The organism is Halobacteriovorax sp. DA5 (assembly GCF_002903145.1).
Classification (GTDB): Bacteria; Bdellovibrionota; Bacteriovoracia; order Bacteriovoracales; family Bacteriovoracaceae; genus Halobacteriovorax_A.
The window spans coordinates 223,363-244,546 of record NZ_PPDJ01000003.1; the positions used below are offsets into that span (position 1 = coordinate 223,363).

A 21,184-nucleotide genomic window follows, 5' to 3' on the forward strand; every position below is an offset into this window, starting at 1 on the left:
AATTCAATAGGAAGTTGGATGAAGAATTTTTTAAGAGCATTATTAATATTTAGTATTGGGGGATGGCTAAGTACGATCTTTGCTCAACAATCAACTAACCTGGGACTTCCAGGTCTTTCTGTTAATTTCGGACAGGGTGTTGATCTCGTTGATACTATCGAACTAACTATTCTTTTTACAGTACTAACTCTTGCACCGGCGGTTTTAATTCTTTGTACATGTTTTACAAGAATTATCGTTGTTCTATCATTCATGAGACAAGCAATTGGTACGCAAAGTATGCCACCAAATCAACTTCTAATCGGTTTTGCACTCTTTCTTTCTGTATTTGTTATGCAGCCAACGGGAGAAGAGATTTATGCAACAGCTGTAAAACCTTATATGGATAAGAAAATTACGACAACTCTAGCAGTCGATCGCATTGAAGGTTCTCTGAGAAAGTTTATGAACAAGCAAGTTCGTAAAGCTGATATAGGTCTTTTCTACGATGTAACTAGTCGTCAGGCACCTCAGTCAATTGATGATGTTCCAATTCATTTTTTAATTCCTGCTTTTATTATTTCAGAGTTAAAGACAGCATTTCAAATTGGATTCTTACTATATATTCCATTTCTTATTTTAGATATGGTTGTGGCTTCAGTTTTAATGGCCATGGGGATGATGATGCTTCCTCCGGTAGTTATTTCTCTGCCTTTTAAATTATTACTATTTGTTCTTGTGGACGGTTGGCAACTTGTTACTGGATCACTTTTACGTTCATTTAATTAGGAGTAGTCATGGACTTTTTTTCTGACATCGCAAGACAAGCAATCACAATTGGACTAATGATTTCAGCACCAATGTTAGCAGGTGCACTTATTATGGGTATCTTAGTTTCAATTTTCCAAGCGGTTACTCAAATCAATGAGCAAACACTTTCATTTATCCCTAAGATTTTAGTTATTGTTGGAGCTCTTGTTCTAACTGCTCCGTGGATGACGGATCAGTTAACAACTTTTACAAAAGATTTAATTATTTCAATTCCTAGTCTTGTTACTGGAAGGTAGGCGAAATTAGATGACAATTCAAATTACTGACATTGTCCCAATCATTGCGTTCTGGTTAATTTTTACCAGATTGCTGGCCATTAATTTTCAACTACCTATTTATGATAACTTACCAATCCCAATGATTGTTAAGATCTTATCGACACTAGTCATGAGCTTTTGCTTCTACCCATATATCCAAGGAGAAGTAATCAAAGACATCATGTATGTAGGTAAGGACCAGTTCTGGGCGCTAACTATTATTTACACACTTATTGGATTGGTAATCGGATATTTGGTAAAATCAATTATGGGTATCTTCCTGTCAGCAGGTAGTATTATTACCCAGCAAATTGGATTTGCGGCCATTCGCTACTTCGATCCATCTTCGGGTCAGCAAGTAGGTCCTTTCGAAAGGCTAATACAATGGACTGTTCTCGTTATGGTTGTTTCTTCAGGTGCTTTACTACCAATGTTTAAAGGGATTTTTGAATCTTTTTATACAATTCATATTTATGATTTTGGTGTATTTGCGAAGTCACATATCTTCTATATCGAAGCATTCAAATCAATTTTTATTGCTGCAATTATGCTGGCAACACCATTAATTTTTACAAATATGCTCATCAGTACGGTTCTAGGAATTATTGCTCGTACTGTTCCACAAATGAATATCATTATGGTTAGCTTTGTCGTCAATATTGGACTAGGTCTACTCGTATTTACGGCAACAAGCGATGAGTTCTTTCAAGTAGCATTTAGAATGTATACTGAAAGACTTGGCGAGTGGTTTAACTTTATACTTTAAAGGGGTAAGTCGTGGCCGAAGATACAGATCAGGAAAAAACGGAAGATCCTTCCCAGCATCGAATTGACGAATCGAGAAGAAAGGGTGAGGTCGCATCCTCAAAAGAACTAACAAGTGTGTTAGTGCTGGCCGCCTGTATCATGACATTAGGTCTTTCACTTCTTTTTATATATCAAGAAATGGAAGAGTTCATTAGATGGATTATGCATCTTGATCCAGCAACGGCATTTACAGAAAAATCGCTTAAGACCATTGCAAATAAAACGGCTACAACAGCTCTTATTTGTGCAGCACCTGTTTGTATTGTTTCACTATGTGCTGGTATTATTGCAAACGTTGCTCAAATTGGTTTCATCTATGCGCCAGAAGTTCTTGAGTTTAAACCTGAAAGAATTGATCCAATCAAGGGAACTAAGAATTTGTTTTCAATGAAGGCAGTTGTTGAGGCAATTAAAGGTGTCTTCAAATTCATAATCGTTCTTGGAATTGTTTACTTATATATGAAAGACGATATTGCTCAATTTGTAGGATTTCTACATGTTGATTTCTTTCAGGCTTTTGTTATTGGTAAAGATATTCTAATTAAATTAGGTTTCTCAATTCTTGCAGGACTTGTTGTTGTTGCTGTAGGGGACTTTGCTTATCAAAAATATGCTCATAAGAAAAAACTTATGATGACAAAAGAAGAAGCCAAGCGTGAGTCTAAAGAGCAAGACGGTTCTCCTGAAGTTAAACAAAGAATTCGCCAAATCCAAAGAGAACAAGCGCAAAAAAGAATGCTTGCCGATATTCAAACAGCAGATGTTATTGTGACAAACCCAACTCACATTTCGATTGTTATCAAATATGATCAAGAGACTATGATCGCTCCAGGAATTGTTGGAAAGGGTGCTGATCACTTGGCCTTAAGAATTAGAGAAATTGCTAAAGAACATAATATTCCAATCGTAGAAAATGTTCCTTTAGCAAGAGCACTATATAAGTCAGTTAAAGTAGGGGAAGGAGTCCCTCGTACCTTATATAAAGCAGTAGCTGAAGTTTTAGCATTTGTTTATAAACTTAAGAAAAAGCAAAAAGCTATAAGTTAATTAGAATTTAGGAATATATCATGGATGATATCTTTAAAAGATTAAAAGTTTTAACAGAGAATTCAGATCTCGCGGTAGCAATAGGTATTCTAGCAGTTCTTGCTGTTATGATTATTCCTGTTCCTCCAGTCGTTCTTGATTTACTTTTAGCAATTACTTTATCATTCTCAATTATTATTTTATTAGTTTCTGTTTATACTAAGAAACCTCTAGATTTTTCTACTTTCCCAGCAGTTCTTCTTGTAACAACTCTTTTTAGACTTTCATTAAACGTTGCTTCAACTCGTAACATTCTTCTTCGTTCAGGAAGTGAGGGAACAAGTGCTGCCGGTGAAATTATTAGAAGCTTCGGTGAATTCGTTGTTGAAGGTAACTTTGTTGTTGGGATTATCGTTTTTATCATTCTTGTTATTATTAACTTCATGGTAATCACTAAAGGTGCTGGAAGGGTTGCTGAAGTTGGTGCGCGTTTCACTTTAGATGCGATGCCTGGTAAGCAGATGGCCATCGATGCTGACTTAAATGCTGGTCTAATTAACGATGAGGATGCAAAAAGAAGACGTGCTGAAGTTGCTGAAGAAGCTGACTTTTACGGGTCGATGGATGGTGCTTCTAAATTCGTACGAGGGGATGCCATTGCTGGTATTCTAATTACTGCTATTAATGTTATCGGTGGTATTATTGTTGGTGTTGGCCAATATAATATGAACTTTAGCCAAGCAGCTGAAACATACACTCTACTTACCGTCGGGGATGGTCTTGTTTCTCAAATTCCTGCTCTAATTATTTCAACTGCAGCCGGTATTATTGCTACAAGAAATACAAGTGAAGATAATCTTGGTGCTCAAATGAGTAAGCAATTTAAGCTTCACCCGAAAGCAGTTCTAATCGCAGGTTGTGTTCTTTTAATTTTTGCTATGATTCCAGGACTTCCAAAATTACCTTTTATCACAGTTGGACTGGCGCTACTTTATGTTTCAAATAAAATGGAAAATCAAATTACTCAAGAGAAGCTTGCTGCTGAGACAGTTGTCGAAGATGAGAAGAAATCGACACCAGAATCACTTGAAGATCTACTTAATCTTGAACTTGTTGAACTTGAAGTTGGTTATGGACTAGTAAATCTTGTCGATTCATCTCAAAATGGTGATCTTCTTGAGCGTATTACTTATATGAGAAAACAATTTGCACTAGATTGGGGTGTAATTATCCCTTCTGTACGAATTAAGGACAATCTTGAGCTTGCTCCAGGTGGATATTCTCTAAAAATTAAAGGTGTTGAAGTTGCTCAAGGTGAACTTGTACCTGACCACTACCTTGCAATGGATCCAGGAAGTGTTATTGAACCAATTGATGGAATTGAAACAATTGAGCCAGTATTTGGTCTACCTGCTGTGTGGATTACTGAAGATCAGAAAGATGATGCTGGATTCAATGGTTATACTGTAGTGGATCTGTCAACTGTTCTGGCAACTCACTTAACTGAGATCCTGAGAACAAATCTACATGAATTATTTGGTCGTCAAGAACTTGTACGAGTTATGGATAATTTCAAAGAACACTATCCAAAAATTGTTTCTGATCTTGTTCCTGAGATTCTACCTCTTGGTGCCGTATTAAAGGTTTTACAGAATCTTTTAAGGGAAAATGTTTCCATCAGAGACCTTCGTACGATATTAGAATCGCTTTCTGAGCATGGGGTTAGAATTAAGGATACAGATCTTCTGACTGAAAATGTCAGACAATCGTTATACCGCACTATCACTGAGTCTATAAAGTCTGCCAATGGTGATTTGCCGATATTTACGTTAGATCGTAAAATAGAAGAACAGGTTGCTGGCAATCTCATACAAACAGAAAATGGTCAACAAGTTTCTTTAGACCCAAGAATTACCCAATCGATTTTGGCCAGTTTAAATGAGAAAATAGAGGAGGCCACAAACATGGGAGAAAAGATGGTTGTTCTTTGCTCACCAGTTATTCGTGGACACTTTAAGAAATTGACAGAAAAATTCATACCAAACTTGATTGTAGTAAGTCATAATGAATTAAGTCCGGATGTGAATATTAGGTCACTTGGAACGGTGAGGTTATAGGATGTACGTAAGAAAATTTGAAGCAGATTCTTTAGATGAGGCGTTAGCGAATATTAAGGCCGAACTGGGACCTGATGCAATTATTCTTAAAACGCAGACTAATAAAGGGATCAAAGGTGCTTTCAAAAAGAAAAAAATTGAAATAACTGCTGCGATCTCTGAAAAGAACTACACTAAGAAAGCTAAGGTTGATAACGTACTAACATCTGATCAAAAAAATTCTTTTTATAAAAACAACTCATCTTATATCGCAAATATGATTAATTCACATGACCAAAATACTAGTTCTCAAGCACAATCAAATTCAATCAATGGATATGGAAATTTAGGTCTTAACAGAAAGGTGAGTGCTGTTGAAGAGAACTCTTCACAATCAAATTCAGGTTTAGATGATTTCTTAAACTCAATTGATAGAGAAGAAGTAAAAAAAGCTGCCGCAAATACTGAATCTGAATATTTTAATGATTTCTTAAATGGAGATTTCTCTTTGGAAGAGGAAATTCAGGAAGAAGAAGTTATTGAAAGACCTCAAGTTCAAGCAAGGCCAATTCAGTCTCAACAACTACATGAGTCTCGTGTAAGTAATGATGAGGTTAGTGACTTAATTGAAAATCAAAGAAATAAAATCGATGATCTAGAAAAGAAAATTTTCGAATTAACACAAAGTGTGCAGGGGATGACTAAGCCTCAAGCTCTTGGTGTAAAAGAGATGGTAACAATTTTTAGAAGTTTAGACATCGAAGAAAGATATATTCAAAAAGTTGTTCGTAAAGCAAACTTTGAATTATCAGATGAAGAGAAAGAAAATCCAGATACTGTTTTTGAATTTGCTCTTAAAGAAATGATGGGAGAAGTGAGAACTGCGCTACCTCTATTTTCTTCTGTTGATAATGAGCAGTCTAAAACGGTTACAGTACTTATTTCAGATGCTTCTTGTGGGCAAAGCTCAATGTTAACAAAGCTTTCAGCTCTTAAGCAAGATTCGGTAATTATCAGAAATAAAGCAAATACAGGATTTAAAGATAATACTTCTTTTTCTGAAAAGTTCTTTAATGTTGAATCAAATATCTGTGAATCAATTTCTGAAATCGTTGCACAAACAAGAAAATCAATAGAAACAAAGAAAAATGTTTTTATCGACTACAAGGCGACAAATCAAGAAATCAATGAAATCAAGAAGTTCGTGGATGGTCTAAGACGCTCATTTGAAAATGTGGAAGTTTTAATCTGTCTATCGGGAATCAATACAGAGTTGTATAATAGAAAAGTGCTAAATCGTTATGCAAATATTGCAAATGGTTTAGTGGTAACACACTTAGATCAGTGCTTAAATTATGGATCACTCTTTAATCTGGCCATTGACTTCAGTTCGTTACCTTACAAGTTTTTTGGAACGGGTGAGATTGTTCCTGATGACCTAGAAGCTGCTACTGCCGAAAGGATTTTGGCCGGTATTTTTAAACTGTAGCTTTTTTTGTTATTAGATTAAATTTTTAAGTTTTGTTTAGGAGACAGGATGTCCAGAAACGATCTTTCAACATGGTTGTTGTCGCACCGTAGTGACGATAACTGCGAATTGAATGTTAAAAGCCCTCTTAATTACCTTAATGAAGAATGTGAAATTATTGCAGTTGGTTCAGGTAAAGGCGGTGTAGGTAAGACTACAACTGCTTTAATGATCGCAAATGAATTAAGTGCAAAAGGAAAGAAAGTTCTTTTAATCGATTGTGATTATAATCTTTCAAACACGGCCGTAAAATTAGGTCTTCCTTTGAACGATAACTTCTACTCACTTCTTTCTCTTGAAAAATCATTTGATGAGTGTCTATACAAACTTGGAAATATTCATCTACTAAGTGGTTGTAATGGAAACAGTGATCTGTTTGATACTAGTTTTGAGCACGATAAATTCATTATTGATATTATCGCTGCCCATAGAAGTGAATATGATCATGTAATCCTTGATTGCCCGGCTGGAGTGAACAAGGAGACGATCAATCTACAAGCTTATGCTGATTATCGTTTTATGGTTGTTAATCCTGACCGTTCATCTATCACTGATACTTATGCATTAATTAAAATCCTAAACCAAAAATACCAAATTAAAAATAATCACCTAATTGTAAATAGAGTTGACTCAAATCAACAGTATAGAAAAGTAGTGAAGTCACTAGTGGATACTGTTGCAAGCTTTATGCAAGCAAACTTAAGAGTATTGGGTGGTGTAAAGAATTTAGAAATCCCATCTGACAAATTTGATCACGCTCTTTTGAAAACGGAAAAGAATTCCCTTTCGAAATATTACACTAACATCATTAATAAATTTACCGACGAGGACAGTACTAGTCGAGTCGCGCCTGTATTACTGAAGGGATTCAGTCATTCAGGTAGTAACCCACAGCAACTAGCTTAATCAAGGAGTGAGAGAGATGTCATCGTTGGCCAGAAAATTAAAGAATTTAAAAGACTATAGATCAACTGTAGATCCAAAAGTAAAAGATGAAATCGTAGTGGAATACGCTCCACTTATTAAGTATATTGCACAAAAAATTGCCTCACGCCTACCATCAAATATTGAGCTAGATGATCTAATCTCATGTGGTGTTATTGGTCTTATGGATGCGATCGAAAAATTTGATCCTTCACGTGATAATAAATTTAAAACTTATGCTGAATTTAGAATTAGAGGAGCTATCTTAGATGAGCTTCGTTCTCAAGACTGGGTACCACGTTCAGTAAGAGAAAAGGCTAAGCTAATTGACCGCGCATATTCTAAACTTGAATCAGAGCTTGGACGTCCAGCTACTGATGATGAAATGTGTAAAGAGCTTGAGTGTTCTAAAGAAGAATTTCACTCAATGCTTAATAAAGCAAAATCTGTTTCTATCCTAAATATTGATGACTCTGCTACGTTTAATCGTAATGATAAGCGTGCAATGGCAGGTCTTAATGAAGACAGTAAGGCAATGAATCCATTTACTGCTGTTTCAAATAAAAACTTCAGAGATAAAATTAAAGAGGGAATCGAGCAGCTTCCTGAAAAACAAAGACTTGTTCTTTCACTTTACTACTATGAAGATTTAAACCTTAAGGAAATTGGTCAGGTACTAGATGTTACTGAATCACGTGTTTCTCAACTTCATACTCAAGCAGTAATGAAGCTTAAAGCTAAGCTACAAACGATGTTTGAAGGTTATGAAGAACTAGTAAGCTAATCACAATTTTATTCTAAAAAAACATACTTATTTACTCAGGCCCTTTTCATTAAAGGGCCTTTGTTTGCCTATAAAATAAATTAATTAACCCTTTAAAATTCACTCAAAAAATTGCATAATGGATGTAGAAATTTCTTACGTTCACAGGATGTGAAGGACCGTTAACATATGGAAGTGATTTTCCCATTCCGACATTTAGGAGACCTATAATGAAGCTTCGTTTCAGTAAGCCGTTGTTTATCTATTTCTCTGTTTCTCTTGTTCTAACGACAGCTCTTGTTTCATTTGGAGTTTGGTCCTTTTGGAAGAATGGCCCGGCCAACTTTGACCGAATGACGATGGTATATGAATCGACATCTAAATTTGATGAAGTTAAAAATTCAAATACACTTCAAGATATAAAAGAATTGGTAAGAGTTGATCGTTCAAAAGAGGCGACTTCAGAGTTTGATCAATTTGAAAATTCAATTAAAAGTTTAAATGAAATCGTAACTATTGCTGAATATGAAACACTAAGTGGTAACTTAAGTGAACTAAGAAAGAAGCTTGATGATATTACGACTTCTGCAAATAAATCGACACTGATTAATGTTTTAAGAACAAAGATGATTGGCTTCCAAAATTTTGTTGTACATAATCAGTGGAGAACACTAACAAGAGTTTCAAATAAAATTAAAACTAAAATTTCTGTAGGTACGACAAAAAGCTCCAACTTTTATAGTTATGGAAATTTAAAGCGTTTGCACGAATCAATCGTTGCAGATGTAGACTATATGGAAAAGGTTACAATGAAGTCTGTTCTTTCTGATGAAGATAAGAACTTAATTGTTGTTCGCCTTGGAACACTTAGAACTGAATTAAATCTATTAGAAAAATCATTAAATACACTACGTGACTTCGATAGCATTTGGAAAACAACGAATGAAAGTTATCTTGCATGGAGTGAGAAGTTTGGGCCAAAGCTTACATATCAAAAAATTGAACTTAACCAAACTTCTAAAACAACTCTTTATGGATTAATTGCTATTGTTGGGATTCTTATTGCAATGTTTGCTGGTGGAATCTTTATGTACTTTTATTCTGAAAAAAGAGCGAAGAAATTATTAGAAATTACTTCTCTTGATTTAATTAAAGATGGTGTTATCCCAGTTAAAGCAAGTCTGAAAGGTGATTGGACTCATCCATTTAAAGAAGAAATTGAAAAATATCGCGGTTATATTCACAAGAGAATGAGTTTTGGATCGATCTTTCAAGATGCTATGCCATTTTCATCTCTACTTCTGGATTCAAATCTAAATGCTGTTTGGGCAAACTCGCTATTCTATGAGCACTGGAGTATCGATAGCGCTAAAAAAGATATGAGTATCACATGGGATTATCTAAGTACTTTTACAAATCTTGGTGAGAATGATCCTGTTATTAGTGCAGTAAGAGATGGTATTGCTGGAATTTATCAAATTCAGGTAAAAACAGAAAACTCTAGCGAAGCTGCACCTTTTGAAATGTACGTTTCACCTGTTGAATATGCTGATCAAAAAAGAATTATGGTTATCTTCTATCCATTGAGAAGTTTAGAGGAAACTCTATCAAATCAAATGAAGTCGGTAGTGTCTCCTGTTTGGAAGTCTCTAGATGCTCTAGTTGAAGATAAGTTTAATGGAGAACTAAGAGAAAAATTACAGCAAGACTTCTCTGCTGCTGGAATTGATAACGTTTATGAGAAATTCACAAAAGTTAACGATCACTTCTTAATGCAGAAAGCTTCATTCTTAAAAGAGATTGAACTTTTAGAAAATAATCTTTTTGAACAATATAAAATTATTGATGATGTAAGAATTATTTTTGAAGGTCAAAAAGATCTTCAAAAAGATGCGATCAATAAGTTCAAAATTGCTAAAGACAAAATCGTCTCTGTAGTTGAGATGAGAGCAAAGTTTGAGGAAATGAATCGTTATATGATTGAGATGACGAATCGTTTATTTGATGAGGAAATAGAATTAGCAACTCGCTCAAGTGAGATTGTAGAAATTATTAATGAGAATAAAGCAGCTTATGCAGGACTTGTGAGATCTCGTGATCAATTTAAATCTCTTAAGTCACAAGTTGAATTATTTAGAGCAAGAAGTTCTCAAATTATCGATCAAATTCAACGTGGGGTTGCAAGTGAAACAACTGTTGGAAAGTTTGCAGGAGAACTAAGAGAGTTCAATTCAACTCTTGGAAGTTTCTCTAAAGTATCGACTCAGCTTGATGTTGGTCTTTCTAAAGTACAAATCATTATGGACAGTAAAGAAGTTCCAGATGTTGGAGTTATAAAAGATACGTTTAAGGCAATCAGAAATGAGATTAATGAAGTTGCAACTCAAACGCAGCACCTTTCACGTTTTGCTCAAGAAGAAGATGAGCAATTAATTTCTTCACTTCGTGGGCTTTATGGAAGTTTTCAGAATCTTCGCACTCAAAACGGCGAGATTGAACACACTGTCGCTGACAATAATCCAATTATTTAGAAATAAAAAAGGCTCCGTAGGGAGCCTTTTTTAATGCATATCAAAGTGATCAAGAAACATATTTAAATTCAAATCTTCAGGTTTTCCTGAGTTATCGATGACTGTGTCAGCAAGTTTTGCTTTTTCTTCAATATCGATTTGTTTTGCTAGAATTTTACAGGCCAAATCTTTTTCAATTCCGTCACGGGCCATAAGGCGCTCTACCTGCTTTGCTCTTGGGCAATAAACAACGGCCTTATGATCAATAAAAGAATCAAGATTCTTCTCATATAGGAGAGGCACGTCGTAAATGACAACTTTTGGTGAACCAAGATCTTTGAACGCTTTTAAGAAAGCTTCTGGAAGTTGGCGATAGATTAAACTTTCAATATCATTTTGAATTTGAATATCTTGAAAAAAGTACTCACGAAGAAGTTTGAAATTGATTGAATTGTCTTCTTCTACAACACGTGAATAGTACTTCTTCAAATGATCGATTGATTCTTTTGTTTTATAAACTTCTTTTACAAGAGCATCTGCATCGATAATAGGGAATCCTTTATCACGTAGTATTTTTGACACCGTCGATTTTCCGGTCGAAATACCTCCTGTTAGTCCAACAACTGGACAAGGCATTTGGTATAGACGTTTATCTTTCTTCAAAGTGATAAATTCTTTTTTAAGTTTAATTGGTGATGCTTTCATAATTAGTTACTTTTTTCTTTTTCTTTTACGCGAGACCAAAGGGTTTCAAGTTCGTCCTGAGAGCTTTCACGAATAACAATGCCTTCTTCTTTAGCAATGTCTTCAAGTTGATTGAATCTTCTTTTAAATTTTAAGTTTGCTTCTCGCAGTGTGATCTCTGGATCAAGATCGAGATGTCTTGCAAGCTGTGCAACTGAAAATAAAAGATCTCCCATTTCTTCTTGAACTCTTTCTTTATTAAGCTCACGTCCTGGAGTGATTTCTTCTTTTAGCTCCTGCCACTCCTCTTCGACTTTATACATTACTTGTGTGTAATCTTCCCAGTCAAAGTTTATTTTATTTGTTTTCTTTCCAATTTTTGCAGCACTTGTAAGGGCCGGAAAAGAGAGAAGTTCATTACAAATTTCATATTTTTTAAGGCTTTCTTCGTTTGCTTTTTCAGCTTTCTTTATTTCTTCCCAGCGTTGTTTAATTTCGGCAACGTCTTTTGCCTTATTATCTGTAAAAACATGAGGGTGTCGTCTTACCATTTTATCTGCGATTGTTTTGGCCACAGAGTTGAGATCAAATTTTGATTTCTCACTTGCTAATTGAGAGTGAAGGACTACTTGTAAAAGAACATCACCTAATTCATCTTCCATCTTACGATAGTCACCGTCTTCCACTGCATGCATGAACTCATAAGATTCTTCCATCAAATATTTTAGAAGTGACTTGTGAGTCTGCTCTAGATCCCATGGACAACCGTCTTTAGGATCTCTTAACTTTGCAACAACTTCTCTTAATCTTTCCATTTCGCTTAGTGACATAACTTCGCCTTGGTAATATAATCTATGTAACCTAAGACAGAATAATACACCCTTAAAAAGAGATTGGAAATAATGGCCCATAGCGCAACTATTCAAGTAAACAAATCAAGACTTATTGTTAACTTAGCTGACAATTCTAGAGCTGATTGGGGACTTAAGGCCTGCGAAAATATGTTAAAGGATTCGCTTATTGTCTTAAGTAATTTCCTTTATTCAAAGAACACTTGTTTAGACAAGAAAGTTCACGAGGAGATTGAAGTTGATCTTCACTTTTGTGGCGACTCTCGTATGAAACAGATCAATCGCGAACATCGCGGTAAAGATAAAACAACAGATGTTCTTTCGTTTCCAATGTATGAAAGTCTTCGTCCAGACAGTACGGATTTCGTTCTTCCTGGCCCAGTAATGCTTGGAGATATCATTATTAGTCGAAATGTTGCCGCAAAACAGGCTCGCGATTTTGATATCGAGTTAGAGCAAGAAGTTATTCACTTATTTTGTCACGGACTTCTTCATTTGTTAGGATATGACCATGAAATCTCACAAGAGGAAGAAGAAATTATGGAAGCTCTTGAAAAAGAGATTCTAATGAAAATTAAAAAATCTAGGCAAAAAAAATAGGAATTAAAAATGGAAGAAAGTATTCGCATTGCCCTTGGTGAAAAAAAATCACTAATGGTAAGTTATGATGAGAAGCTTGCAAGTCTAAGGAGGTCACTTTGATGTTGACCAAAAGTCAGCACGCATAGGTGAAATTCAAGATATGGAGGCCATGCCTGGCTTCTGGGACGACAATCAAAATGCTGCCAAAGTACAAAAGGAAAAAAACCTTTTAGAAGATGTCGTTAATACTTATACAAAATTAAAAGATCTATATGATGAATTTGAAATTTTAAATGAATACGCTACTGAAGGTGATGAAGAATCTGCTACAGCAGCGATTGAGATTTCAGATGAATTCGTCGAAGCTTTCAATAAAGCGGAATTAAAAGTTCTACTTTCTGATGATGCTGACCCAAATAATGCGATTGTTAGTATAAATGCTGGTGCCGGTGGTACCGAATCTTGCGATTGGGCAAGTATGCTATTTAGAATGGTAAAGAGATGGGCCGAACATAAAAAGTTTAAGGTTCAACTTCTTGATGTTCAAGATGGTGATAGTGCAGGGATCAAATCAGCAACGATGTTAATTGAAGGCAATTACGCTTACGGAAATCTTAAATCTGAAACAGGCGTGCATCGTCTTGTGCGTATTTCACCATTTGATTCAGCTAATCGTAGACATACTTCTTTTGCTTCAATTTTTGTTTCACCAGAAGTCGATGACGATATTGAAATTGAAGTTTTAGATAAAGATATTCGCATTGATGTTTATCGCTCTGGTGGTGCTGGTGGACAGTCAGTAAATACAACTGATTCGGCCGTTAGAATTACGCACTTTCCAACTGGTCTTGTTGTAACTTGTCAAAATGAAAGGTCACAGCTGCAAAATAAAATTCAGGCCATGAAAGTTCTTAAGTCTCGTTTATATGAGTTAGAGCTAGAAAAGCAAAGAGCAGCGGCCGCTGAAGAAGAAGCTAATAAGAAAGAGATTGGATGGGGGGCACAGATTCGCTCTTACGTTCTACATCCTTATAAAATGGTTAAAGATCACAGAACTAACTATGAATCATCACAAGCTGAAAAAGTTTTAGATGGTGATATCGATGGTTTTATGGATGCATATTTAAGATGGTCAGTTGATGGGATGAAGGAAGAGTAATTTGAGTTTTTTCTATCTATTTAAAGATTTTCAATTACTTTTTTTTCGTGATCGATCGTCACGTTATTTTATTACGGCCACAATTATAGGCCTTATGTTTTCTCTTGCCGTTATTCTTTGTAGTTTGGCCCTGATGGATGGCTTTGGGGTAACTCTTAAGAAATCCCTTAATGCTGGAAGTGGTGAGATTATTCTTACGGCAACAAATGGATTCTTTGAGTTAAATGAAAATGAACAAAAGGATCTTGATAACTTTCCAATTCAAACTAAAATTCCAATGCTTCGTACACAATCATTTGTAAATAAAGATGAGAAGGGAAAGGCCGTCTTTGTCGTTGGTGTTAATGAAAAGATTAATCAACTCGATAATGGTCTAGTTGAGCCTGGCGAAAATGAAGTTATAATTGGTGATCTTCTTGCACAAGATTTAAAGGTTAAAGTGGGAGATACTTTAAAGTTCAGTTTTTCGGCCGGTAAATTAGGTGAACGATATCTTCCAACAAATGCGGTTTTAAAAGTAAAAGATATTAAAACTTTTAAAATTCACGAATATCGAAATCGTTTTGTTTATGTGAACTTAAAAAAGATTCAAACTCTTTTGGGAGTTAAGGATCGTATTAATTTAATGAGCCTAAGGCTAAAACCTGAGTATCGAAGTCTTTCGAAGATCAATGAAGTTGTAGCTGATATGAAAAGTGTCTTCTACTATGAATATACTATCGCACCTTATTGGAGCGATTTTGCAACTTTCTTAAAGGCCGTTGAATTTGAAAAATATATGATTTCGATTGTTTTCTCAATTGTTGTTATCTTAGCTATCTTTAACTGTTTAGCTTTTATCATATTTTCAAAAGAGAGAAGGTCACAAGAAATCTTTTTACTATATGCTATTGGACTTTCTCCTAAGAAATTTAGAACACTTTGGATGGTTCAGAATATCGGGATTTGGCTTATTGCATTTTTAGGCTCTCTCGTTTGCGTAGAGATTTTTGATTATCTTCTATCAACTCTTGATATTTTCTCTCTTCCAACAGATGTTTATCACCTAAATCGAATTGAGCTATTCTTATCCCTAAGAGATATTTTTATTGTTGGATTAATTTCATTTATCTTTATTATATTCTTAACTTTTGTAGTTCTTAAGAGATTAGATTCAAAATCAATGGCCCAAGGCCTTAGAGAGGAGTTTTCGTAAATGGCAGTTTTAAATGTATCGAATGTTTACAAAGACTTTGGAAATTCTCATATCCTAAAAGGGGTTGATCTTGAACTTTCACAAGGTGAACAATGTGTAATTAAGGGATCATCGGGGTGTGGTAAATCAACTCTTTTGTATCTTATTGGGGGACTTGAGAATATTACTTCAGGTCAAATTACAGTTGATAACTTGAATATTGGTCAAATGAATGATGCGAAGTTAGCAAATTATCGTAATTCCAAAATAGGATTTGTTTTCCAATTTCATTTTTTACTTTCATCTCTAACATGTCTTGAAAATATTCTTCTTCCGGCCCGCTTAGGTGGACATGATGTGTCAAAGGTGAAGAAGTATATTCTCTCTCTGGCCAAGACTTTAGGTGTATCTGAGTGCCTTAAGCGCTACCCATATGAGATCTCTGGTGGGCAGCAGCAGCGTATCAATCTTATACGTGCTCTATCACTGCGTCCAAAGCTTTTACTGTGCGATGAGCCGACAGGTAATCTCGACTCTAAGAATTCAAAAATTGTTGCTGATCTTATCTTCGAATTATCAAGAGAGCTTGGAACAACTCTTCTTGTTGTAACGCATGACGAGGAAATGTCTCGTAAGTTTAGTCGTGTTCATACGATGATCGATGGAATCCTGCATTAATACATCACTTTTTTGTGCAGGATGTTCGTTTTTCTTTTTGTAACTTTGTAAGATTATTGATATTTTTTTACTCAAGTATTTTTTGTCTGCACACACATGACAGGATCGTGAGATCACGGAGACTAGATGATTAACTCTTGGAAGAGTTTTATATATATAATTGTTTTTTCAATTACCTTAAGTATTCAAGCAAGTGAAATTGGACCACGTGTTCGTCTGTTTAAAATCTCAAGTGTTGAAGTTCAAGGTTTAAAGAAGGTAGAGAAAGAAGCTGTTCTTGATAAGCTACGTTCTCGCGCTGGCCTTACTCTTACAAATGAAATTCTATTTGATGACATTAAAACAATTTATAACCTCAAGTACTTTGAGTCCGTAGAGGCTCATCAGGATGGCAATAAGCTAATCTTTCAAGTTGTTGAAAAGCCTATTATTGCTAAGATCGTTTTTAGTGGAAATGATGAAGTCGATAAAGACGACTTAAGTGAAAACTTAAAGACAAGAGAATACTCAATCCTAGACATTAACTCAATTCAAGCTGATGTTCGCCAAATGGAGAAGACCTACGAAGAAAAGGGCTTCTACCTGGCCAATGTTTCGTATGAAATTAGACATGTCGACAAAGAGAATGTTCACTTAGTTTATAAAATCAGTGAGTACGATAAGGTTCGAGTTAAGAAAGTGACTTTCTTAGGTCTAACTGCTTTTGCAGAAGAAGAAGTTAAGTCAATTATGGAGACAAGAGAGGAGAGTCTATTTTCATTCCTTTCTGGTTCAGGAAACTTTAAAGAACTAAATTTTAAAACAGATATTGAAAGAATTAAGTATTTCTATTCGACTAAAGGTTATCTTCAGGTCAACGTTGCTGTCCCTGAAGTAACAGTTTCAGAAGATAAGAAATGGGTATTCATTACTGTTAAGATTAAAGAAGGTCCTAAATTTGATGTTCGTGATGTTTACTTCCAAGGTGAGCTTCTTTTTACTGAAGATGAACTTAGAGAAAAAACAAAACTTAAGGCCGGAGAAGTTTATTCAGAAGAGCTTTTAAGACGTGATATTCAAACTCTTACTGAGTCATACCAAGACCTTGGTTATGCCTTTGCCAACGTTATCAGAAATATCCAACTAGTACCTGGCGAAAATAGAGTTGATATTCAGTACTCATTTGAAAAAGGGAAGCTTGCGAAGTTTGGTCGCATCTCAGTAACTGGAAATACTAAAACTCGTGATAAAGTAATTCGTCGTGAGCTTAAAATTCATGAAGGTGGGAAGTATTCTGGTTCAGGTCTTCGTGAGTCAAAAGAAAATGTTAATCGTCTTGGTTTCTTTGAACCAGGTAGCGTTATCTTCAATACTGTTTCATCTCCGGGACAAGACGATATTCTTGATGTTGAGATTAGTGTTAAAGAAAAGAGTACAGGACAAATTTCTCTTGGTGCTGGTTACTCAACGGCAACAGGTGGTTTCTTTCAAGCTTCTATTTCTCAAAACAACTTTAGAGGTTTAGGACAACAATTATCGTTCTCAACAAATATTGCAAAAGAGCAACAAAACTTCTCTCTATCATTTACTGAACCATACTTTATGGATTCGAAATGGACTCTGGGTGGAGAGGTGTTTAGAACAGTTGATACTCAACTTGATTCATACGATTATAAGAAACATGGTTTTGCGGCTCGTATTGGTTATCCTATCTTCGAATACACAAGGCTATATACAACATATAAGCTTGAAGAAACTGAGCTTACAGATATTAAAGATCCAACAGTCGATGAGAACGAAGATGGTGTGACTTCTTCAGTTCGTCTTGCTGTTGTAAAGGATAAGAGAAATAACCGTTTTGAGCCTACTGATGGTTACTACTGGAACCTTGCTACTGAGTATGCAGGACTTGGTGGTGATAAAGAATGGTGGAAGAATGAAATTGATGTACGTTATTTCTATCCGGTATGGAAAGAGCTAGTTTTTAGAAGTCGATTCTACACTGGGAAAATTGAAGATAAAGGTGTTCCTGTACCAAGAAATGAGAAATTCTCATTAGGTGGTGCGAGAAACTTACGTGGTTATGACATCGAAGATATTGGTCCAAAAGAGACTGTTACTTATGATGATGATAATGACCCAGGAACTCCTAATGTTACTGAAACATTTAATACAGGTGCCCCGTTCACTGTGTTTACAACACTGGAGCTTGAGCACCCACTTGCCAAAGAAGCAGGCCTTAAATTTGTTACTTTCTTTGATGCAGGTACGGCCAAAAGGCTAGAAGATATCGATAAGATATATATGGATTATGGTTTTGGTTTCCGTTGGTTCTCACCAATTGGTGTTCTAAGATTTGAGTGGGGTATTCCTATTAACCCTGACCCAGATATGAATGCGGGAACAAAATTCCACTTTGATATTGGACAATTATTTTAATTCGTAAGGAGACGATATGAAAAATTTATTAGTAATTGGATTACTTTTCTCTTCATTAACAGCATCTGCAATGAATATCGGACGTGTTGATGTTCAAAAAGTTCTTTTAACAGTTAAAGAGTCTAAAAAGATTAAGGATAAACTGCAAAAAGAAATCGATAAGAAGCAAGCTGAGCTTAAGAAAGAAGAAGAAGCTCTAGTAAAAGAAAAAGAGAAGTTTGAAAAACAAGCTCTTGTTATGAATGAAAAAACTAAGCAACAAAAAGGTCAAGAACTACAGAAGAAGTTCTTTGGTTTCCAACAGAAAATGCAACAGTACCAAGGTGAGCTTGCAAAAATGGAACAAAGTGCAAAAGGACCAATTTTAAATAAAATTAAAACTGTTGTTGAAGAAGTATCAAAGAAGAAAGGTCTTGATTGGACTTATGAGACTTCGACAACTCCAATTCTTTACATCAATAAAGTTACTGACATTACTGAAGATGTAATTAAAGCTTACGATAACAAACATAAGTAAATTGCTAATAAAAATAGACTCATGAAGGGAATACGAAGGTATTCCCTTTTGTCGTTTTAAAGGAGGGGATAAAATGTCCATTCTGATTAAAAATATTATCGAAAACGATAGCGATATGAGTTTTCTATCTGGAAATCTTGAGTACTCTGTTTCTGGGATTTCATCGATAGAAGAAATTATTGAAGAAAAAATTCTCTTCATTGGTGCTAAAAAATTTCTAGCTAAATATAGAGATGCTGGCGCTGGAGATAATTTAGCACTAATTATTGATACAAATCTTTTTGAATCGCTTGATGACTCTGAAAAGAAAGAACTAGAAAATAATTCGATAGTGTTACTTACTTCTTCAAATATACCTATCTCAATTACGAAAGCATCTAAATTATTTTTCGACGAAAAACTTGGGAGCTTAAATTACGATCTTGATGGCCGTAAAAGTAGCTTGGCCTCAATTCACCCTTCAGTAAAAATTGCTGAAAATGTTTTTGTTGGAGAGGGTGTCGAAATCGCAGCTGATTGTATAATCATGCCTGGCTGTGTGATTTTACCAAATGTTAAAATTGCCGAAAATTGTACAATTTATCCAAACGTGACAATTTATCCTCAAACTGTCATTGGAAAAAATTGTCGAATTCACTCTGGTACGACTATAGGTAGTGATGGATTCGGTTATAACTTTCATCAAGGTGTTCATCATAAGATTTGGCACTTTGGTGGAGTTGAAATTGGTGATGATGTTGAAATTGGTTCAAATACTTCAATTGACCAAGGAACATTCTCTCCAACACGTATCGGAAGTGGCGTAAAAATTGATAATCTTGTTCAAGTTGCTCACAATGTTAAGGTTGGAAACGGAGTTATTCTCTGCGGACAGGCCGGACTTGGTGGAAGTACAAAGATTGGAGATTATGCCGTTCTTGGAGGAAAAGCAGCTGTTGCAGACAACTTAGAAGTTGGTACGGCCGCTCAACTTGCAGGAGGATCGGTTGCTATTGGAAACGTGAAGCCGAAGGAAATCGTTGGTGGATACCCAGCAAGACCTATGCGTGAATTTTTACGAGGAATTGCTTTTTTACGAAAGAATATTTAACGGAAGGTAATGTATGCAATTAAACAAAGAACAAGTAATGCAAATTCTCCCTCATCGCGAGCCATTCTTATTTGTTGATGAAATCACAAGTGTAGAAGCAGTAGGTGAGGTAAACGAATTAAAAGATCTAGTTGGAGCAGTTGTAAAAGGACATTATAAAACTCGTGAAGATCATCCTATTTTTGCAGGACACTTTCCTGGAAATCCAATTCTTCCAGGTGTTGTTCAAGTAGAAATGATGGCACAATTTACTTCATTTCAATTAAAGCTTTATTACAAAAATTTAGAAGAAGGTGAATTTGAAGTTGCGCTATTATCAATTGAAGGCGCAAAATTTAGAAAACCAGTTCATCCTGGAATGAAATTAGATATTGAAACTGTATGTACAAAAATGCGTACTGGTTTCTTACAAAATGATTGCAAAATCTATCACGAAGGCGACTTAGTAAGCCAGTGTCAGGTTCTTGCATCTTTTAAAGTAAAAGAAAATTAAGAAGGAGCCTCCATGAGCGAGAGATTTCACCCAACTGCAATTATTCACGAGTCAGCTGAAATTGGAGAGGGAACAACTGTTGGTGCGTATTGCATTATTGGTCCAAATGTAAAAATTGGAACTAATTGTGATATTCGCAATCACGTAATCATTAATGGTCATACAACAATTGGTAATAATAATAAGATTTATCAATTTTGTTCAATTGGTGAAGAGCCACAAGATCTAACATACAAAGAAGAGCATGCTACTTCTGTTGAAATTGGAAATGATAACGTTTTACGTGAGTACGTTTCAATTCACAGAGGGACAATGAAAGATCGTGAGAAAACGACTCTTGGAAGTAATTGTCTACTGATGGCCAAAGTTCACCTAGGTCACGATGTTGTTGTTGGTGATCGTGTTATTATGGCAAACTCAACAAACCTTGCAGGTCACGTGAAGGTTGGTAATAAAGTTATCATCGGTGGTGGTACAAATATTTCTCAATTTGTAAAAGTTGCTGAAGGTGCATATATCGGTGGTGCTTCAGCTATTGATAAAGATATTCCACTATATTGTACTGCTTACGGTAACCGTGCAAAGCTACGTGGGATCAATATTATTGGTCTTCGTCGTGCAGGTGTTGAAAGAAATGCTATTTCTGAAATTGTTGATTTCTTCCGTGATATGGAAGCTTCAACATACTCACCACGTACTTTCGTTGAGACTGAAGAGCTAATGAAGCCATATGCAAATAATGAAATCATCGAGCGCATTAAAGAGCATATTGTAACGACAAAAATGGGTATTGCTCCGTTTTTAAGCTAATAGGAAT

20 protein-coding genes are annotated in these 21,184 nt (G+C 35.4%); 18 read left to right on the forward strand and 2 right to left on the reverse strand.

All coding sequences use genetic code 11. From position 1 onward, the window contains the following. Positions 1-18 precede the first annotated feature (18 nt). The 9 genes from fliP to C0Z22_RS07740 all read left to right on the forward strand — a co-directional run bounded on the left by fliP (position 19) and on the right by C0Z22_RS07740 (position 10,742). The gene (gene fliP, locus C0Z22_RS07700) at positions 19-768 is read left to right on the forward strand and encodes a flagellar type III secretion system pore protein FliP (RefSeq protein ID WP_103217781.1); all 750 of its coding nucleotides are present in this window, start codon (positions 19-21) and stop codon (positions 766-768) included. A gap of 8 nt (positions 769-776) precedes the next feature. Continuing rightward, complete coding sequence (gene fliQ, locus C0Z22_RS07705) at positions 777-1,046, forward strand: flagellar biosynthesis protein FliQ (protein ID WP_021267947.1); 270 nt, start codon at positions 777-779, stop codon at positions 1,044-1,046. 10 nt (positions 1,047-1,056) lie between these two features. Next, positions 1,057-1,833, forward strand: a complete 777-nt coding sequence (locus C0Z22_RS07710) for a flagellar biosynthetic protein FliR (RefSeq protein WP_103217782.1) — start codon at positions 1,057-1,059, stop codon at positions 1,831-1,833. An 11-nt stretch (positions 1,834-1,844) separates the two neighbouring features. Then, complete coding sequence (gene flhB, locus C0Z22_RS07715; RefSeq protein WP_103217783.1) at positions 1,845-2,921, forward strand: flagellar biosynthesis protein FlhB; 1,077 nt, start codon at positions 1,845-1,847, stop codon at positions 2,919-2,921. 20 nt (positions 2,922-2,941) lie between these two features. Next, entirely contained in the window at positions 2,942-5,017 is a 2,076-nt protein-coding gene (gene flhA, locus C0Z22_RS07720) for a flagellar biosynthesis protein FlhA (RefSeq protein ID WP_103217784.1), read from the forward strand. Between the two features lies 1 nt (position 5,018). Next, entirely contained in the window at positions 5,019-6,485 is a 1,467-nt protein-coding gene (locus C0Z22_RS07725; protein WP_103217785.1) for a hypothetical protein, read from the forward strand. A 48-nt stretch (positions 6,486-6,533) separates the two neighbouring features. Continuing rightward, positions 6,534-7,430, forward strand: a complete 897-nt coding sequence (locus tag C0Z22_RS07730) for an AAA family ATPase (protein ID WP_103217786.1) — start codon at positions 6,534-6,536, stop codon at positions 7,428-7,430. A gap of 16 nt (positions 7,431-7,446) precedes the next feature. Continuing rightward, on the forward strand, positions 7,447-8,232 hold the full coding sequence (locus C0Z22_RS07735) for a FliA/WhiG family RNA polymerase sigma factor (RefSeq protein ID WP_103217787.1): 786 nt from the start codon (positions 7,447-7,449) through the stop codon (positions 8,230-8,232). 209 nt (positions 8,233-8,441) lie between these two features. Continuing rightward, positions 8,442-10,742 (forward strand): hypothetical protein, encoded by a 2,301-nt coding sequence (locus C0Z22_RS07740; RefSeq protein WP_103217788.1) that lies wholly within the window; start codon positions 8,442-8,444, stop codon positions 10,740-10,742. Positions 10,743-10,772: 30 nt separating this feature from the next. On the opposite strand, the gene coaE is transcribed toward C0Z22_RS07740, so the two are convergent. Together coaE and mazG are read right to left on the reverse strand one after the other, a co-directional pair. Next, positions 10,773-11,426 (reverse strand): dephospho-CoA kinase, encoded by a 654-nt coding sequence (gene coaE / locus C0Z22_RS07745; protein ID WP_103217789.1) that lies wholly within the window; start codon positions 11,424-11,426, stop codon positions 10,773-10,775. Positions 11,427-11,428: 2 nt separating this feature from the next. Continuing rightward, the gene (gene mazG, locus C0Z22_RS07750) at positions 11,429-12,235 is read right to left on the reverse strand and encodes a nucleoside triphosphate pyrophosphohydrolase (protein ID WP_158246854.1); all 807 of its coding nucleotides are present in this window, start codon (positions 12,233-12,235) and stop codon (positions 11,429-11,431) included. A gap of 72 nt (positions 12,236-12,307) precedes the next feature. Between mazG and ybeY the strand changes: the two genes are divergently transcribed. The 9 genes from ybeY (at position 12,308) to lpxA (ending at position 21,177) form a co-directional block, all read left to right on the forward strand. Next, on the forward strand, positions 12,308-12,856 hold the full coding sequence (gene ybeY / locus C0Z22_RS07755) for an rRNA maturation RNase YbeY (RefSeq protein ID WP_199177537.1): 549 nt from the start codon (positions 12,308-12,310) through the stop codon (positions 12,854-12,856). 27 nt (positions 12,857-12,883) lie between these two features. Further along, a protein-coding gene (prfB, locus tag C0Z22_RS07760) for a peptide chain release factor 2 (RefSeq protein WP_233189713.1) occupies positions 12,884-13,997 on the forward strand; the annotation gives its coding sequence in 2 pieces (ribosomal slippage) (positions 12,884-12,955 and positions 12,957-13,997; 1,113 coding nt in all). 1 nt (position 13,998) lies between these two features. Continuing rightward, a complete protein-coding gene (locus C0Z22_RS07765; protein WP_103217792.1) occupies positions 13,999-15,192 on the forward strand; it encodes an FtsX-like permease family protein in 1,194 nt (397 codons plus the stop codon). Next, complete coding sequence (locus C0Z22_RS07770) at positions 15,193-15,849, forward strand: ABC transporter ATP-binding protein (RefSeq protein WP_103217793.1); 657 nt, start codon at positions 15,193-15,195, stop codon at positions 15,847-15,849. It begins immediately after the preceding gene. 126 nt (positions 15,850-15,975) lie between these two features. Further along, a complete protein-coding gene (gene bamA, locus C0Z22_RS07775; protein ID WP_103217794.1) occupies positions 15,976-18,267 on the forward strand; it encodes an outer membrane protein assembly factor BamA in 2,292 nt (763 codons plus the stop codon). A 16-nt stretch (positions 18,268-18,283) separates the two neighbouring features. Next, a complete protein-coding gene (locus tag C0Z22_RS07780) occupies positions 18,284-18,784 on the forward strand; it encodes an OmpH family outer membrane protein (RefSeq protein ID WP_103217795.1) in 501 nt (166 codons plus the stop codon). Positions 18,785-18,857: 73 nt separating this feature from the next. Beyond that, positions 18,858-19,874 (forward strand): UDP-3-O-(3-hydroxymyristoyl)glucosamine N-acyltransferase, encoded by a 1,017-nt coding sequence (lpxD, locus tag C0Z22_RS07785; RefSeq protein ID WP_103217796.1) that lies wholly within the window; start codon positions 18,858-18,860, stop codon positions 19,872-19,874. Between the two features lie 13 nt (positions 19,875-19,887). Further along, complete coding sequence (locus C0Z22_RS07790; RefSeq protein WP_103217797.1) at positions 19,888-20,367, forward strand: 3-hydroxyacyl-ACP dehydratase FabZ family protein; 480 nt, start codon at positions 19,888-19,890, stop codon at positions 20,365-20,367. Positions 20,368-20,379: 12 nt separating this feature from the next. After that, complete coding sequence (lpxA, locus tag C0Z22_RS07795; RefSeq protein ID WP_103217798.1) at positions 20,380-21,177, forward strand: acyl-ACP--UDP-N-acetylglucosamine O-acyltransferase; 798 nt, start codon at positions 20,380-20,382, stop codon at positions 21,175-21,177. The last annotated feature ends 7 nt before the right edge of the window (positions 21,178-21,184 follow it).